Raw genomic sequence first — 16,559 nt, 5'->3', positions numbered from 1 at the left:
AAAAAAAAAAACCGCCGGTATCAACCGGCGGCCAGCAATTATGAAAGGTGCTGCTCTATTGCGTTTTTTGTGATTTGTGAATGAGACGCGTGCCATTTCACTTCGCCGTTTGCAATGACGAATACTTGCGGGCTTTCATGTTTCACGCCGTATGTCTCGGCGATATAGTTTGAAAGCGGCCGGCTGTCCTGCACCTGCAGGTAATAAGAAGGCACTTCCGAATGCGCCGATGCAAAGGCGTCAAACTCCTGAAACGCGGCTTGGCTGATCGGGCAGGTTGTGCTGTGTTTCAAAAACACGAGCGTGTTTTCTTTCTCAGCGGCATTTTTGAACTCTTCCTCAGACGATATCAGCTGTTTTGTCATGTCGGTTATCTCTCCTTATTGAGGATCAGCGATTTGCCTGACCGGCTTTTTCCCCGGCGTCTTCCGCTTCGGCCTTGATGCTTTGGGCCGTGTCCTGCATTTCGCTTCTCGTCTCTTCGGCTTTCTCGGTTAGTGTGCTCTTAGAACGGTCTTTTAAATCCTTCACTTTATTCATAATCTGGCCTGACTGATCAGCTACCAGCTGGGTGATATTAGATGTTTTGTCTTTGGCGATGCTGACATATTGAGAGCCTTTTTCTTTCGCGTCGGCCGTCATTCTGTCCGTCTTATCCTTTAACGCAGAAGCCTGACTGCCGAGATCGTCGCGCAGCTCCTTACCTGATTTAGGCGCCAGAAACAACGCCGTTGTCGCGCCGATAATTCCCCCGATCAGCGTTCCGATTAAAAAATCCTTACTATTGATTCCATCTTTGCTCATTATGATTCCTCCTTAGTGGATTTTTCTTATGATTAAAGCGATGTTTTTTTCTTTTGCTTCCACTTGTCCCATATTTCCATAGCGGCCTGGCTCCAGGTGACAACCTGACTGATCTTATCCTGATTCTCTCTTACAGAGGCCGTAACGGAACCTGCTGCCTGCTTTATGGATGTATTAAACTGCTGGACGGAAGTTCCCACTTCCTGGACAGCATGGACAACCGTATTTAATTTCTCTGATTTTTCCTGAATGTCTTCCGCGAGACGGTTTGTCTTATGTAACAGCTCGGTTGTCTCTGCGGTAATACCTTTCATCTGCCCTTCAAGGCCGTCTAAAGTCGAGGCAACGTTTGTTAAAGTCATCTGCACGGACTTTAATGTTTTGGACAGATAGATGACGAGGATGAGAAATGCAACGGCAATGAGTGCGACACTTAAGTAAAGAATGATGATCATCTAATACCTCCTTAATGCAGGATATAGTGGTATATACCCAATTCTTAAAATGATAAACATATATGAAAGATCTGTATGTATACTATTTCTCCGTTTCTCGGTAAATCCCTTTGCAGCACGCGCAAAAAAGCAGTGAGAGCCCCACTGCTTTTTCGTTACGCTATGACGTTTTCATAGGCTCTCATATATTTTTGAATGTCTCCGGCGCCCATGAAGATCAGCACTGCGCCTTCATGCGCTTTTAACACGGATGTGTCATTTTCTTCAATGAGTTCTGCGTTATCGATTTTTTCCTGAAGATCCGTGATCGTGAGCTTGCCGACGTTCTCGCGGGCTGAGCCGAAAATGTCACACAGATACACGCGATCGGCCGCGCTTAAACTTTCTGCGAATTCATCAAGGAATGATTGCGTCCGTGTAAACGTATGCGGCTGAAATACCGCGATGATTTCACGTTCGGGATATTTTTGGCGCGCCGCCTCAATCGTGACTTTGATTTCAGTCGGATGGTGGGCGTAGTCGTCGATCAATACCTGGCTGCCGATCACTTTTTCATTGAATCTGCGTTTGACGCCGCCGAATGATTCAAGTCCGCGCTTAATCATGTTCACGTCTATCTCTTCATAGTGGCAGATTGCAATGACCGCTAAGGAATTGAGGACATTGTGATGCCCGTATGCCGGGATGTAGAACGTATCGTAAAACGTATTGCGGACAAAGACGTCAAATGTCGTGCCTTCCGTATTTTTCACGATGTTTCTCGCTTGAAAATCATTTTCTTCTCCCGTGCCGTAATACACGACAGGCACATTGGCGTGAATTTTCGGCAGGTACTCGTCATCACCGCAGGCAATGATGCCTTTGTTGACTTGAAGCGCCATGTTTTGGAAAGCATCAAACACATCGTCAATGTTGGCGAAATAATCAGGGTGGTCAAAATCAATATTCGTCATAATCGCATAATCAGGCTGATAGCTTAAGAAATGACGGCGGTACTCGCAGGCTTCAAATACAAAGTATTCGCTGCTTTCATTTCCTCTGCCCGTTCCGTCCCCGATAAGAAACGAAGTCGGCTTCGCCTGCTGCATCACGTGTGCCAAGAGGCCCGTTGTGGACGTCTTGCCGTGTGCGCCCGTTACCGCGACACTTGTGTATTTTTTCATATATTCAGCTAAAAATTTATGATATCTGATGACAGGAATCCCTTCAGCGAGCGCCTTTGCGATTTCCGGATGAGAATCAGGGAATGCGTTTCCGGCGATTACCGTTAAGCCCGGTTTGATGTTATCGGCGCTGAACGGATAGATCGGGATATTTCTTTTTTCAAGGGCAGCCTGAGTGAAAATCTGCTTCTCGATATCCGATCCCTGCACCTGATACCCTGTATCATGCAGGATTTGAGCAAGCGGGCTCATACCTGTCCCTTTTATTCCAACAAAATGATAAACAGTCATAATCGTACCTCCAACAAACGTCTATCTGTTCCCCAGTATATGACGCTCATTTCATTTTGCGACCGCCGCGGGCAAAAAGCCCGCACAGCGGCGCTTCCATTTATTTTTACGTTATCGTCAGTATCTGTAACTTTCTTTTTGATTAAACCTGCCGCATGATATTTCAGCGCGTGACAGTGATGCAGTTTTGATGGTCCATCCACTATCATACCATGTTTGTGAGAAAAATGAACGATATTCTTATTCTTGAGCAATGTCAGCGGCCGTAATCAGCACTTCACGGGGTTTGCTGCCCTTCGCTTCTGAGATCATGCCTTCGGCTTCCATCATGTCAATCAGCCTCGCGGCGCGGTTATAACCGATTCTGAACCTTCTTTGAAGGCTTGAGGTGCTGGCGCTGTTTTGCTCCACGACGAATTGGCACGCCTCAGGAAACAGTTCGTCTTCTTCCTTGAGGGCGGTTCCCTGCCTGATCAGTTCTTCCTGTTCAAACAAATAAGAAGGCGGCAGCTGCTTTCTGACATGAGAGACGACGCGGTCAATTTCTCTGTCGGATACAAAGTTGCCTTGCAGGCGCACCGGTTTTCCGGTACCGTTTTCCCAGTACAGCATGTCGCCTTTTCCAAGCAGCTTTTCCGCTCCCGCCATGTCGATGATTGTTCTGGAATCTACCTGGCTTGAGACGGAGAATGCAATCCTCGTCGGTATGTTTGCCTTGATCATTCCGGTAATGACATCGACAGACGGACGCTGTGTCGCGACAAGCAGATGAATGCCGCAGGCTCTCGCTTTCTGCGCGATTCTGGCAATGCTTTCTTCCACATCGTTCGGCGCAACCATCATTAAATCAGCAAGCTCATCAATGACCACTACGAGGTACGGAAGCTTTTCGCCTGTCTTATGATCGGCGGTTAATTCATTAAAGCGGCCGATATCTCTCACACCCGAATGGGCAAACAGTTCATATCGCCGTTCCATCTCTTCCACAACCCATTTTAACGCGGCGGTCGCGGCTTTGGCGTCCGTGATGACGGGGCTGACCAAATGCGGAATTTGGTTATAAGGCGCAAGCTCGACCATTTTCGGATCAATCAGAAGCATTTTGACATCACTCGGATCCGCCTTATAAAGCAGACTGACCAAAATGGTATTGATGCAGACGCTTTTTCCCGATCCTGTCGCACCCGCTATCAACCCGTGCGGCATCTTTTTCAAATCAATGACGACCGGGTTTCCGGAAATATCGACACCGAGCGCGGCTGTAAGCGGAGACGGATTCGTCCTGAAAGCGGCGCTTCTGATCATCTGCCTTAAATCAACGACTTTGCTTACGCGGTTCGGAACTTCAATGCCGATCGTGTTTTTACCGGGGATCGGCGCCTCAATCCGAATATCCTTGGCAGACAGGCTCAGTTTAATATCATCTGCTAAGTTTGTAATTTTGTTTACTTTCACTCCGGGCTCAGGATGCACTTCAAAACGTGTGACGGACGGGCCTTGTGTGACATGAACGACTTGGGCGCGCACATTAAAGTTTTTCAGTGTAACGTTTAAAAGCTCGCGCTGTTCTTCAATCCAGGATTGGTCGTCATGTCTTTGCGCCGGCGGTACGTCCAAAAGCGACAGATTCGGAAAGGCATAGCTCGCTCCGCCCTCTGACGTCTTCGTCTGCTTGTGTTTATCACTTTTAAGCATCATGACGTTAAACGGAACATTGCGCTCTTTCGGCCGCTCCGCTTTTTTCACAGGCTGAGGCTGTCCGTGATGCTCCGTTTTTTCTTCGGCAGGCCGGGACGGGGCATCGGCAGTCTCGATGCTTGCAGGTTCAGGCTCGGGGTCTGAATGCCGCGTGACTTCATTGTACTCAGGCTGCGAGTCTGTTTCCTGTTCCGCGTCGGTTTCAGCTGATTCGGGCTTGTCTTCAGACTGCGGCTGAACTTCCTCATCGTATCCGGGTTCTGTGTATGTATACACCGGTTCTTCTGCGGTTTCAAAAGGCGGTGCTTTTTCCGGCTCAGGCTCCTGATATTCCTCCTGCGGCGCCGCTTGTTCCTCTGTGTTTTCAGCCGTTCGGGATACTTCATACTCAGGCTCTTTAATAGGCTGCGGGCGGGTTTGTTCATGCTCTTGTTCTTCTGTAAAGCCGGCAGACTCCGCGCTTTCCGTGTGCTCCCGCTCTTCAGTCTGCTGCGGTTCTGCTGCTGCAAACACTTGCTCTTTTGCATTCTCAGCCTCGGTGTGAAGCTCCTCTTTTTTAAAGACCGGGATTTCTTCCGTTTCTTGTTTCGCAAACGGTTCTGGCCGGTCATTCGTCTGTTTTGTTATGCCGGATGTTGTGAAGACGGGCTCTTTTTCCGTTTCCTGACCGGCTTTTGGCGGAACAAATTGCTCCTCTGACAGCAATGTTACGTTCTCTTCACGCCGCTTTTCGGATATAGGCGCTTTTTTTATGCTGTGCTGAGATTGAAAGCCGTAAACCGGTGAAGGAATGGATGACGGTTTAAAGGGCTTTTTCACCGTATCAGGCTCTTTATGTGTATGCTGTTTCCGCTCGGTTTGCTCCTTCCCGGCGGCATAATCCCGGGACGGCTGGCGGCGTTCGTGCCTTTCCCGCTGTCTTTGGTTTTGCTCCGTTCGCTTATAGCCGTCCGGAACGACAGGGAAGCGGAAATTCCCTTTCGGATATTCGTAATATATTTTAGGATCTTCCATGCGCGTGAATTTGCCTTCTGGCTGATCCGGTATCTGCTGTTTCGGGATTTGGGCATGCGTGTTTGGTTCACGTTCATGCTCTTCTTCTTTTTCACCTAAAAATAAGTCAAAAAATTTATTCAGCCAACTCATGTTTAATCACTCTCTAACTCCCTTTTTAGTAGTCTGGGACGATATTTAGTATACCATTGCCGGGCGGCTCAGAAAAGATTAAGCTCCCAACTGAAGAAAGCCGTTAAGCAGGCCTGCTTAACGGCTTTCTCTCACATCATTCGATTCTGTGCGCTTATTTATGGGAGTTAGAATTGAAATGCTTCGCCGGCCTCGCGGCTGTCTTCAAGAACAAGAATCCCTTTTTCCGCCGGCGCATCCGGCAAAGCGAGTTCTTTCGCGGAGCAGATCATGCCGCTTGACGGAACGCCTCTTAATTCAGCGTCTTTAATCACAAGTCCGCTCGGCATCACCGCGCCGACTTTAGCGACGACGACTTTTTGCCCTTTGTCCACGTTCGGCGCGCCGCAAACGATTTGGAGGGTTTCCTCTCCGACATTCACTTGGCAGATATTCAGTTTATCCGCATTCGGATGTTTTTCTTTCGATTCAACGTGACCGACAACAAATTTCGGAGAAAGGTCAACCGTCAGCGTTTCTGAAACGCCGTTTCTGTTCAGTATTTCATTCACATCCTGAACGAATGTCTCAGACAAAGCGACGGGGCCGTTGTCCTCAATCTGTAGATAAGAAGACACATTAAAAATGTTAAAGCCCGTCGTTTCTTTTGTTTCTTTGTTAAAGATTCTGATGACATCGCCTTCTTTTTCATAGGCGATTTCTTCGCGTGCTGCATCTTTAAGAGAGATCAGAAGCGTATCTCCCACACCTTCTTTATTGTAAAAAGCGTTCATAAGAAAAATCCTTTCTAATCCTTTTTCGGCCGGCTTTTCGCCATGATAAACACAGGTTCCAGTCTGCCTTCATTATACAGAAATGAAAGGGCCGTAATCGGCACCGTGCCGCTTGCAAAGAAGCTCATGGACATTTGCCCTAAAATATCATAACCCGATTCATTTCGAATGTCAGCAAGTATTAATACATCCTGATGCGGGACGGAAATCGCCAATTCGCCTTCAGCGGCCTGCTTGTATTCATGAAGAATCGAATCATTGAGAATCCGGCTGGCGTCATAGCCGTCATTCGCCCTGAAAAAATAAAAATAATTGTCCGCAACCGTATCCTGTTTCACTACTGAAGGAAGAGAGCGGAGATTGAATGACGCCGTCTCCCTGATCCGTTCTTTTGTCCAGTTTTCTTTCTCGAGCATACGGCTGTCAATTAAGCGGTACGTCTTGCCGAGGTCAAGCGCGTAGTAGATTCTCGTTTCGGCCGTATGGTCATCATACACGAGGGGAATGCCGTCGCTCGTTTGATCGGGAAATGATGTGGAGCGGATGACCGGATAGATACCGGCTTCCTTTCCGGACATCTCCTGTCCGCTGCCTTCCATCGCCTCCATTGCTTCTGACACATAGTAGACGATTTCGTCGATCGCTTCTTCTTTTTTCGTCTCCCACTTCGCAATGATCGGCGGGAGCTCCAATGTGATGCCTTTTTTGGTCGTTTGATCCTCAACACGGAGGGTGTCTTTTTCTCTGTCAAAAAAGAAGGATCGGTTCTCGTGCTGCAGGCGCTGTTTTAATAAATCCGCCAGCTTCCTTGACGTCATTTTCAAAGCCCGTGGCCTCCTTTATGCTTTAGCAAGGGAATCGGTTAAAAATTGCTCAATTTCTTCTTTTGTTTTACGGTCTTTGCTGACGAAGCGGTTCACTTCTTTTCCTCCGTTAAACACAACAAAGCTCGGAATGCCGTAAATTTCCCATTCCGCGCATGTATCAATAAATTGATCGCGGTCTACGTAGTAATAAGTGAATTCAGGAAAGTCCGCTTCCAGCTCAGGGAGAAACGGCTCCACAAAGCGGCAGTCCGGGCACCAATCCGCTGAAAACATAAATACCGCCCAATCGTCTTGTACCGCTTTTTGCAATTCTTCCGTGCTTTCAATCTTTTTCATTGTCATTCCTCCATCTGGATTATGAGTTTTTTATATGCTGATGTTTGTCCAATTGGATCATACCAGACTGTTTACGGCAAGACCAACTATATGCAATATCATTATCATATTTCATTTGCATTATCAAGCAAGTTTCGTTTACCATTTTGCTTGTAGCCGTACGAAAATCTGAATATGTACATAAGGAGGGGCAAAAGATGCAGTTTGTCGTGTATTTAGCAGGTGAGATCCACAGTAATTGGCGGGATGAGATTAAGCAAAAAGCAACGGCGCTGGACCTGCCGATTACGTTTGTCGGCCCGATGGAAAACCATGAACGCTCAGACAATATCGGAGAAGAGATTATGGGCGTGCAGCCCGATTCTGTTTTAAAAGACGCCAGAGCTTCTGATATCAACAATTTCCGTACAGAGGTGCTGATGGAAAAAGCCGATTTTGTGATCGCCCTGTTTGGCGAGAAATATAAGCAGTGGAATACCGCGATGGATGCTTCTTATGCCATCGCAAAAGGAAAGCCGCTCATTCTCATCCGTCCGAAAGAACTTCATCATCCGCTGAAAGAGCTTTCCGGAAAAGCGAATATCACGGTCGAAACCGTCAATCAAGCGATGAAAGCACTCTCTTATTTATTTGAAACAGAATAAGCAGGCCGCCTTTATGCGGTCCTGCTTATTTTTTTACACATTTTCTCTGATCGTTTCGACCGTCTGTTTGTCACTCGCCATGACCAGCTTAATGAGCATTTCTTTCGCCGCGGCATAATCATCGACATGGATGATGGCGGCATTTGTATGAATGTATCTTGAACAAATGCCAATGACGGCAGACGGAACCCCGCTGTTTGATATGTGGACCCGTCCGGCATCCGTTCCCCCGCCTGAAGCGAAATATTGATAAGGGATATTGTGCGTTTCCGCCATATCAAGGACGAACTCTCTCATCCCGCGGTGCATGACCGTCGTTCTGTCGAGAATGCGGAGCAGCACCCCCTCGCCGAGACGGCCGAACAGCTCCTTATCGCCGCTCATATCATTTGCCGGGCTGGCATCAAGCGCGAAAAAGAGATCAGGCTGAATCATGTTGGCCGCTGTCTGCGCCCCTCTCAAGCCGACTTCCTCCTGAACGGTGGCCCCGGCGTACAGATTGTTCGGCAGGTCTTTTCCGTGCAGCTCTTTTAATAGTTCAATGCTTAACCCGCAGCCGTAGCGGTTATCCCACGCTTTGGACAATATTTTCTTCTCGTTGGCCATCGGGGTGAACGGGCAGACAGGCACGACCTGCTGTCCCGGTCTGATCCCCATTTTGACCGCGTCCTCTCTGTCATCGGCACCGATATCAATCATCATATTTTTGATCTCCATCGGCTTTGCGCGCTGGGCATCCGTTAAAATGTGGGGCGGGATGCTTGAGATGACGCCGATAATCGGTCCGTTATCCGTCTGCACCTCGACGCGCTGGGCAAGCAGCACCTGACTCCACCAGCCGCCGAGCGTCTGAAATCTCAGCATGCCGTTATCCGTAATCTGCGTTACCATAAACCCGACTTCGTCCATATGGCCGGCTACCATAACGGTCGGCGCATCTTCAGCGCCGCGCCTTACTCCGAAAACACTTCCGAGTCTGTCCTGCACGATGTCATCCGCATATTTCGCAAGCTCCCGTTTCATAAAGGAGCGGACCTGATGTTCATTTCCCGGTGCACCGGGAAGCTGCGTCAGCGTCCGGAAAAGCGTTTTCGTTTCCTCATTCATATTTTCCCCTCATTTCTATGTAATGCTTTTATTTTATTAGAAAAACAACCGTTTTCCAAGCGCTCAGATTGAATGGGCTGGAAAACCGACGCTTTACTTAACACCGTCTGGCATCTTCTGTATAATAAAAACTACGACATAATTGGAGGTGCTTCATATTGAAATTACGTCATTTTCTCTTAGGTGCAGGAGTCGGATTATGCGCTGCCATCGCAGTGAAAAAGTATGCGATGAAACCTTATATCTCTTCAGAAAAAGCGCTCCGTATCGTGAAAGCGGCTTTTAAACAGCGCGGGCCGATAGACGGATCATGGATTTACACAGAGCCCGAGCCCTACCAGGTAAACGGAGAAACCATCCAGGTATACAAGACCGGCGTGACACGTTCGGCATTCGGCGAACTGGAGCAATATGAAGTTATGGTCAATGCAAAAACAGGCCAGATTGTCGATGTCATTGATTCTGTCGCCTCATAATTCGGACAAGCAAAAAATAAAGCCCAAAACCATCAGCGTTTTGGGCTTTATTCGGTTACATCGGCCGAATTCGTTTATATACGGGGTGCCACATCGCGTCCTGCACCGCTTGGATCAGATCCTCGGGTTCCGTTTCCGCTACACCGTCCTGAATCGCAGCTTTAGCTACAGCTACCGCCACAGTTGCCGATACCGTCCTGAGATCCTCCACTTTCGGAAGCATCGGCGCCCCCGGCTTGCCGACGTCCACCATACCGGCGATGGCATTCGCGCAGGCAACGAACATATTGTCCGTAATGAGCCTTGCTTTTGTCACAATCGTGCCGAGTCCGAGTCCCGGGAATACGAGCGCGTTGTTCGCCTGTCCGATATGGTAGGTAACGCCGTTATACGCAACAGGCGGAAACGGACTACCCGTAGTGACAAGCGCGCGGCCTTCCGTCCATTTAATCAAATCTTCAGGTTTTGCTTCTGATAATGTCGTCGGGTTTGACATCGGCAAAATAGCGGGCCGTTTGACATGCGAGGCCATTTCTTTGACGATTTCTTCCGTAAATGCGCCTGATACGGTGGATGTGCCGATCAGAATCGTCGGCTTGGCCTGACGCACCGTCTCCGCCAGATCAATTGATCCGCCTTCACCGCTGCGGCCGTACTCTTTCACTTCATCAGCAGGGCGCGCGTACGGAACCTGAAAATCACGCAAGTCCTTCATATCATCCGTTAACAATCCGTTTCTGTCGATACACCAAAAATGGCTGTAGGATTCTTCTTCGCTTAATCCGTCATGCACCATAGCTTCGCGCAGCTGCTCAGCAATTCCGATACCGGCCGTTCCCGCGCCGAAGACGACGACTTTATGCTCTTTTAAAGGCACTTTTGATGCTTTTGCACACGCTAAAACAGCTGCAAGCGATACCGCGCCCGTTCCTTGAATGTCATCGTTAAACGTACAGACTTTATCTTTATACCGTTTTAATATGCCGCGGGCGTTAGCCGTACCGAAATCCTCCCAATGAAGCAGCGCATTCGGGAATGTTTCCCGGGCAAGCGAGACATACTCATCAATAAAGCGGTCATATTTCTCGCCGCGCACTCTTGAATGCTGGTTTCCGACATACAGCGGGTCATTTAAGAGGCTTTCCTGATTTGTCCCCGCGTCCAATACGACCGCAAGCACTCGTGACGGATCAATTCCGGCCGCCGCCGTATACACCGCGAGTTTTCCGACAGAAATGGCGATGCCGCCGACGCCCCAGTCACCGATTCCCAGAATGCCCTCGGCATCTGTGGCAACGATTAAGTCAATGTTTTCATTTTTTCCGAACTGCTGAAATGCGGCGCGCATTCCTTCAGGATCATCTATTGACAAATACAGACCGCGGGGTTTTCTGTACTCATGGCTGTAACGCTGGATCGCAGTGCCGACGGTCGGCGTATATACGATCGGCAGCATTTCGCCTAAATGATCATTTAACAGCCTGTAAAATAACGTTTCATTCCGGTCATGGAGAGCGGTCAAGTAGACATTTTTGCTCAGCTCATCAGGCTGCGAACTGAATTGTTCGTAGGCCCGCCTCGCCTGCTCTTCGATTGTCAATACTTTCGGCGGCAGAAAGCCCTCGAGCCCGAGTTCCTTTCTTTCCTCCTGTGTAAAGGCCACCCCTTTATTTAAAAAAGGCGTAGAAAGCACTTCTAATCCGCGCAGAGTTGTTTTGATTTCTCCATCTTTCGTCACTTGAAATTGATTCACCTGTCTCTTCCTTTCAAAGCAATTTGTCTTAGGTTTGCTTTTATTCCCGAAATTCATACAGGCAAATCATCGATCCGCTTATTTTTTCTCCCGTTTGACAGATGCAGCCACTTCGCCGTCTTCTCCCCATTTTACCGCTCTGTAAATCGCGTCGTGATAGAAAATCAGCCAGGCGTCTTTTTCTGCCGCGAACGTCTGCCATTTCTGCTTTTCTGGAATAGAGGTCATCGGATAATCATCATAGGCCAGCACCCATAACGGATTTTTATGCGCATTCGTCGGCATCAGGTCGGCAAAATGCACAGCCGCCTCCCCACCGTCTTCTAAGACGATGACGCTGTGGCCGTCGCTGTGGCCGCCGGTGTGGTGCATCGTAATGCCTTCTGTCAGCTGATACTCGTTCTCAAAGGTTTCGACCTGATCTTGTATCGCCTCCCAATTTTCTCTCCAATATGTATTTTTCGATCTGATATTAGGGTTTCTCATTTCGCGCCACTCTGTTGCAGAAGTGATAATGCGGGCATTCGGGAAAACAGAGACAAGCTCCTCTCCGCTGTACTCCGTCAGGCCGCATGCATGGTCAAAATGAAGATGGGTCATCGCGGCGATATGAATGTCCTCACAGGAAAGCCCGAGGTCACGAAGAGATTGTTTCAGATTGGATTCCTGTGTTACGCCGTAATTCCTTTTTTGTTTATCTGAGAATTTCCCTCGGCCGATACCCGCGTCAACCAATATATTCAGGCCGTTTTTTCTGATCAGAATCGGGTCTGTTCTTAATTCAATCTGGTTTTTGTCATTTACGGGGTATTTTCTCGACCATAAAGGTTTCGGAACAACGCCGAACATCGCTCCGCCGTCCATATGCGTTACACCGCCGTCCAGCCATGTTAATGAAATATTCCCAATATTCAATGTCTCCATCTTGATCCCTCCTGATGTAATGGTAGCAAATGGCGGCATAAAAAAACAGACTCCCGCATCAGAGTCTGTCTTTTGTTCTCCATTCAACTTCGGCCCGATAAATCGGCTGGCCGAGCGCGGAGAATTTTTCTTCGTATTCTGTCATAATATTGCCCTTCGGATCGCTGTTGTGCAGATCAAGGCTGACTTCCGTCAGAAGCAGGCCGTATTCGGAAAAGCTTTTCAGAGAGTATTCGAATAAACCGCGGTTATCGGTTTTAAAATGAATCTCACCTGTTTCGCCCATCACTTCTTCGTATTTTTTCAAGAACGTTTTAAATGTTAAACGGCGCTTTTCGTGACGGTTTTTCGGCCACGGGTCAGAAAAGTTTAGATATACGCGCTTGATTTCTCCCCGTTCAAATACGTCATTCAGTGTTTCCGCGTCTATATTTAACAAACGGACATTGTGAGCCCCGCTGTCCTTAACTTTTTGGACGGCAGTGACGATGACGCTTTTAAACAGCTCAATCCCGATATAGTTGATATCCGGATTCTGCTTGGCCATTCCTGAAATGAACTGCCCTTTTCCCGTACCGACTTCAATGTGGATCGGTTTGTCATTGCCAAAGACCGTGTTCCACCGCCCTTTATACTGGGCCGGATCACTGATGGCGATGTCAGCGTTTTCTGCCAGAAAATCATTCGCCCAAGGTTTATGGCGCATTCTCATATGATTGACACCTCTATCTATAATTTCGAGTAACAACATACCATGAAACATAAAGAGCCGCAAGCGCCTTTTAAAGGCGCCGGCTGCATAAAAAAAGAGGCTCCCCGGTCCGGAACACTCATGTGATGCATAAAACCGCACCGCTTTGCACAATGTATGACACAGAAAGGATGTGTATATGAATCATGGGCTTAACAAGCGAACATCAGGTCCGGTTATTAAAGGACATACTGGCCGACCATCAATTGGATTGCTGCGGCACGGTTGCCGAGTATGAACAGCTGGAGCGCGTCATCAAATCACTGATGGCCAACACCGGGCTTGATTCAAATATAAAAAACGTGCTCGAGGATGTCTACCGCTACAGCCAGTCCGGCATCACGGCCGATTCCATCGACACGCATATTCAGGAGCACCAAAACCATTTGTCCCAATGGGTGGAGCAGATGGATTCGTACTCCTGACTACTTGACAATCCGCTTCATCAGGGCATGAAGCTCTTCAATGGCATCATGATACGCTTTGTCGTTTCCTTTTGATTTGTGCCAGGCGATGAAGGTGATGGTCTCCGATAACATGTACCACGCCATCCTCAGCCGAAGCCCTTCCGTGAGCTTCATGCCGTACATCCCAAGCCAGCTGTCCCACGCTGGCTCTTCGACGTAATGATACAATAAAGGGCCGAGATCCATGGCCGGATCAGCTATCATGGCGCCGTCCCAATCTATTAAATACAGCTGGTTGTCTTCAGACAGAAGCCAGTTATTATGATTCACATCACAATGGCAAACGACTTTTTCACCGAATTGCACCTGATCCACATGAGCTTCCAAATAAGCAAGGCCTTCCTGAATAAGCGGCGAAAATTGCCGCACGGCAAAGACGGCCTGCTTCAGCTGCGACAAAAGGGCGCCCGGATCAAGCGGTTCTTTTCCCAATCTTTTCAGCATGTCGAGCAAAGCTTTTGATGTGTGGATTTTGCGGAGCAGCTCAGCCACCGGGCGTCCGCTCATATCCTTTGCCTTCAGCTCCCTGCCCGCCATCCAATGCTGAGCCGTAATGACGTCTCCGTTTTCCATCCGTTTTGTCCAAACCAGCTTCGGAACAATGCCTTCGGCGGATAACACGGCTAAAAAGGGCGAGCTATTACGTTTTAAAAAAAGCTGTTGGCCGTTATGTTTCGCATAATATGCATCTCCTGTAGCTCCTCCGGCGGGGAAGATCTCCCAATCGCTACCTAGTAATTGTCCCAACCAGTTCATATCAATGTTCAACCCATCATTTCTTAAAATATTTTAGAATAGGCCTCCAGCCTTTCTCTATTGGCGGAGCGGCCTGTCATAAACAATTTCATGAGAATAAAAAAGACAGCTATTGAGAGTCTCATATGCTAATCAATAGCCGTCCTATAAATTTTAGCGCTACAGCACAAACTTCGTCAAGCAAAACTAGCAAGAACACCTGTGAATTCTGAAGATTTATGCCGCGAACCGCTCTTTGCCGTGAAACATTTGACGGGTTTCATTTGTTTATTATGTTTTTATTTTCAACGGCGTACCGCCCGGCATAAGCCGAAACGGCGTCGTTCCGATCAGCTCGCCGTCAGCGTGAAACGGAATTTTCCCATCTGTTTCAAAAACGAATTCCTTCCCCTTTATCATCGTCACTCCGTCCATTTTGATATGCCGGCCGAAGCTCATCGCCCATAAAAAACGATACAGCGAGAAAAAGGACAGGTTTTCTGCGATGACAATATCAAAATGGTTTTGACGGGGATTTGCTGAAGGCGCCGCTTTCATGCCGCCTCCGTAATAAGGGTGATTAGCCGCTATGACAAACCAGACATTGCGGAATTCTCGCCTCTGGCCGTCTGCCGTGCAAACAAATCTGAACGGCTGAAACCCCGAGGCCGTATGTAAATGCGCGAGCGGGTAAATCACAAAGCCGAGACGCAAAAACCGAAGAACGCGCGATAACGGAAAATTCGCCGCTGCCTTCAAAACTGAGGCATCGAAGCCGACAGACAGGTGGTTAATAAAATAAAGTGATTGCGCTTTGTCATGAAAAAAGTTGATGTTTCCCGCAAAAAATTTCCGTGTCAGCGGGCGGTGCAGACTTTTGATTTCTTGGAGGAGCGCCGACTTCTTAATACCGAGCCCTTTGGAAAAGTCATTGTACGAACCGGCGGGCACAAAGGTCAGCTCAATCTGATCCGTTCCTTTCAGTCCGTTAATGACTTCATGCATCGTCCCGTCACCGCCGATGACGAACAGCCGCTTAAGCTTATGATCCTGCATCATTGAAATCTGCCTCGCCAGCACCTCCGCATGTCCGGGATGCCCGGTCAAAAAAGAGCGGTGGCTGACCCCGCGCCTGGTCAGCTCTTTTTGAACTGATTTCCAGACACGCCGGCCCCGTCCGCCTCCTGAGACCGGATTAATAATAAAAAACCATTGACTCATCGTTTGTTTTCACCTGCTTCATAGATGAAGAGACAGCCGGCAAACGTCCGTTTTAATCAAGCCATTCCTGTCTCCGGCTTGAATCGCTCAAGCCGTAAGACAAAAGAGCCTTCGCCGCCTTCAGCTGGTGGTGCTTGATCGGCGCCGTATTTTTCTGCTGCTTTTCCAGCCACTCTGCGGCAGTCCGTTTATCAGCTATTTCCAGCCCGTACGGCGGCTCCGGATAATCAATATAAGACGTTCTGCTGAGCAAAAGCTTCCGCACGGGAATGTCGGCCTGCTTTTCTTTTACGATTTGCGAAACGACCGAGCCCGTCCGGTGCAGGCTGAGAGACGGATTCAATACTTGGCGCGTGCTGCCGGAGCCTCTTTCTTCCCAAAAACGGTGTTTTGATCCGATATATACGCTGTCCTCTTCCGCTTCCATAAAAGCAGCGCAGAAAATCTCCAGCGGCGAGATGATGATCATGCTCAGTTCGACGGACGCCTGCTGAATTTGCAGAACCGGATGATACATCACAAAATAGGAATCGGGCAGCTTTTGAGCCAGCATTTTTAACATCCCGTCCCTTTTAACCGCCTGTGAAAGCACAGACTTTTGAGAAAGCGTGGAGCTCGCCCATTTTAATTGAAAGTCATACAGCTGATCTTTGAAAAAAGGGGCGAGCTCAGACTTTCGAGACGGAAGATTCCCGAACAGCGCCTCTTCTCCCTCCGGCTCATCAAACCATTGGTGCCTCTTTTCATTTATATCGGCCGTATTTTCTTCTTTTCTCTTTTTTAAGGAAAATTTTTTCCTGGCCGGCGCTTGATCGGTTTCCCCGCCTGCAGCCGTTTCCGTTTCTTTTTCTTCCGTCATCCGGTCAAACGCTTCAAGAAGCGCCTCCCAGCGTTCTTTCTTCAGCCGGATAAACTGGTTCATATAATGATATGGATCAAGTTCATATCTGGATATGCAGTCGTGAATTTTGATGATCTGTGCCATGTG

At 48.4% G+C, this 16,559-nt stretch carries 18 protein-coding genes; 3 read left to right on the top strand and 15 right to left on the bottom strand.

Annotation, left to right across the window (positions count from 1 at the left end):
• Positions 1-38: 38 nt before the first annotated feature.
• From ytxJ to BGM27_RS05140, 8 genes are all read right to left on the bottom strand, one after another.
• On the bottom strand, positions 39-365 hold the full coding sequence (gene ytxJ / locus BGM27_RS05175) for a bacillithiol system redox-active protein YtxJ (protein WP_007408776.1): 327 nt from the start codon (positions 363-365) through the stop codon (positions 39-41).
• A 25-nt stretch (positions 366-390) separates the two neighbouring features.
• Positions 391-804 (bottom strand): YtxH domain-containing protein, encoded by a 414-nt coding sequence (locus BGM27_RS05170; protein ID WP_003152380.1) that lies wholly within the window; start codon positions 802-804, stop codon positions 391-393.
• 32 nt (positions 805-836) lie between these two features.
• A complete protein-coding gene (locus BGM27_RS05165) occupies positions 837-1,259 on the bottom strand; it encodes a DUF948 domain-containing protein (protein WP_007408777.1) in 423 nt (140 codons plus the stop codon).
• A gap of 155 nt (positions 1,260-1,414) precedes the next feature.
• A complete protein-coding gene (gene murC, locus BGM27_RS05160; RefSeq protein WP_007408778.1) occupies positions 1,415-2,713 on the bottom strand; it encodes a UDP-N-acetylmuramate--L-alanine ligase in 1,299 nt (432 codons plus the stop codon).
• Positions 2,714-2,953: 240 nt separating this feature from the next.
• Positions 2,954-5,557 carry a DNA translocase FtsK gene (locus tag BGM27_RS05155; RefSeq protein WP_007408779.1) on the bottom strand — a complete coding sequence of 868 codons (2,604 nt, stop codon included), beginning with the start codon at positions 5,555-5,557 and terminating at the stop codon, positions 2,954-2,956.
• A gap of 167 nt (positions 5,558-5,724) precedes the next feature.
• The gene (gene ytpR, locus BGM27_RS05150) at positions 5,725-6,330 is read right to left on the bottom strand and encodes a YtpR family tRNA-binding protein (RefSeq protein ID WP_007408780.1); all 606 of its coding nucleotides are present in this window, start codon (positions 6,328-6,330) and stop codon (positions 5,725-5,727) included.
• A gap of 14 nt (positions 6,331-6,344) precedes the next feature.
• Positions 6,345-7,154, bottom strand: coding sequence for a DUF1444 domain-containing protein (locus BGM27_RS05145; RefSeq protein ID WP_012118213.1), 810 nt, complete (start codon positions 7,152-7,154; stop codon positions 6,345-6,347).
• A gap of 15 nt (positions 7,155-7,169) precedes the next feature.
• On the bottom strand, positions 7,170-7,493 hold the full coding sequence (locus BGM27_RS05140) for a thioredoxin family protein (protein ID WP_003152373.1): 324 nt from the start codon (positions 7,491-7,493) through the stop codon (positions 7,170-7,172).
• A 197-nt stretch (positions 7,494-7,690) separates the two neighbouring features.
• On the opposite strand from BGM27_RS05140, the gene BGM27_RS05135 reads away from it, so the two are divergent.
• The gene (locus BGM27_RS05135) at positions 7,691-8,137 is read left to right on the top strand and encodes a YtoQ family protein (RefSeq protein WP_007408781.1); all 447 of its coding nucleotides are present in this window, start codon (positions 7,691-7,693) and stop codon (positions 8,135-8,137) included.
• A 33-nt stretch (positions 8,138-8,170) separates the two neighbouring features.
• Here the strand turns inward: BGM27_RS05135 and BGM27_RS05130 are convergent, their stop codons facing one another.
• Positions 8,171-9,244 (bottom strand): M42 family metallopeptidase, encoded by a 1,074-nt coding sequence (locus BGM27_RS05130; protein WP_003152370.1) that lies wholly within the window; start codon positions 9,242-9,244, stop codon positions 8,171-8,173.
• A 158-nt stretch (positions 9,245-9,402) separates the two neighbouring features.
• On the opposite strand from BGM27_RS05130, the gene BGM27_RS05125 reads away from it, so the two are divergent.
• Positions 9,403-9,720: a PepSY domain-containing protein gene (locus tag BGM27_RS05125; RefSeq protein WP_003152366.1), complete on the top strand. Its 318-nt coding sequence runs from the start codon at positions 9,403-9,405 to the stop codon at positions 9,718-9,720.
• 55 nt (positions 9,721-9,775) lie between these two features.
• Here BGM27_RS05125 and BGM27_RS05120 read toward each other — a convergent pair whose 3' ends face one another.
• The 3 genes from BGM27_RS05120 to trmB form a co-directional block, all read right to left on the bottom strand.
• Positions 9,776-11,473 (bottom strand): NAD-dependent malic enzyme, encoded by a 1,698-nt coding sequence (locus BGM27_RS05120; protein ID WP_007408782.1) that lies wholly within the window; start codon positions 11,471-11,473, stop codon positions 9,776-9,778.
• A 78-nt stretch (positions 11,474-11,551) separates the two neighbouring features.
• Complete coding sequence (locus BGM27_RS05115; protein WP_007408783.1) at positions 11,552-12,397, bottom strand: YtnP family quorum-quenching lactonase; 846 nt, start codon at positions 12,395-12,397, stop codon at positions 11,552-11,554.
• A 58-nt stretch (positions 12,398-12,455) separates the two neighbouring features.
• Positions 12,456-13,109 (bottom strand): tRNA (guanosine(46)-N7)-methyltransferase TrmB, encoded by a 654-nt coding sequence (gene trmB, locus BGM27_RS05110; protein ID WP_007408784.1) that lies wholly within the window; start codon positions 13,107-13,109, stop codon positions 12,456-12,458.
• 185 nt (positions 13,110-13,294) lie between these two features.
• Between trmB and BGM27_RS05105 the strand changes: the two genes are divergently transcribed.
• Positions 13,295-13,573: a YtzH-like family protein gene (locus BGM27_RS05105; protein WP_003152357.1), complete on the top strand. Its 279-nt coding sequence runs from the start codon at positions 13,295-13,297 to the stop codon at positions 13,571-13,573.
• Here the strand turns inward: BGM27_RS05105 and BGM27_RS05100 are convergent, their stop codons facing one another.
• The 3 genes from BGM27_RS05100 to BGM27_RS05090 all read right to left on the bottom strand — a co-directional run bounded on the left by BGM27_RS05100 (position 13,574) and on the right by BGM27_RS05090 (position 16,556).
• Positions 13,574-14,371, bottom strand: coding sequence for a phosphotransferase family protein (locus BGM27_RS05100; protein ID WP_007408785.1), 798 nt, complete (start codon positions 14,369-14,371; stop codon positions 13,574-13,576).
• 270 nt (positions 14,372-14,641) lie between these two features.
• A complete protein-coding gene (locus BGM27_RS05095) occupies positions 14,642-15,571 on the bottom strand; it encodes a YegS/Rv2252/BmrU family lipid kinase (RefSeq protein WP_007408786.1) in 930 nt (309 codons plus the stop codon).
• Between the two features lie 52 nt (positions 15,572-15,623).
• Entirely contained in the window at positions 15,624-16,556 is a 933-nt protein-coding gene (locus tag BGM27_RS05090) for a hypothetical protein (protein WP_007408787.1), read from the bottom strand.
• Positions 16,557-16,559: the final 3 nt, after the last annotated feature.

Origin of the sequence: Bacillus sp. FJAT-27001 (genome assembly GCF_019039175.1) — a bacterium.
Classification (GTDB): domain Bacteria; phylum Bacillota; class Bacilli; order Bacillales; family Bacillaceae; genus Bacillus; species Bacillus velezensis.
Note: the sequence above shows the minus strand (reverse complement) of the source record. Positions and strands in the feature narration are given on the sequence as shown.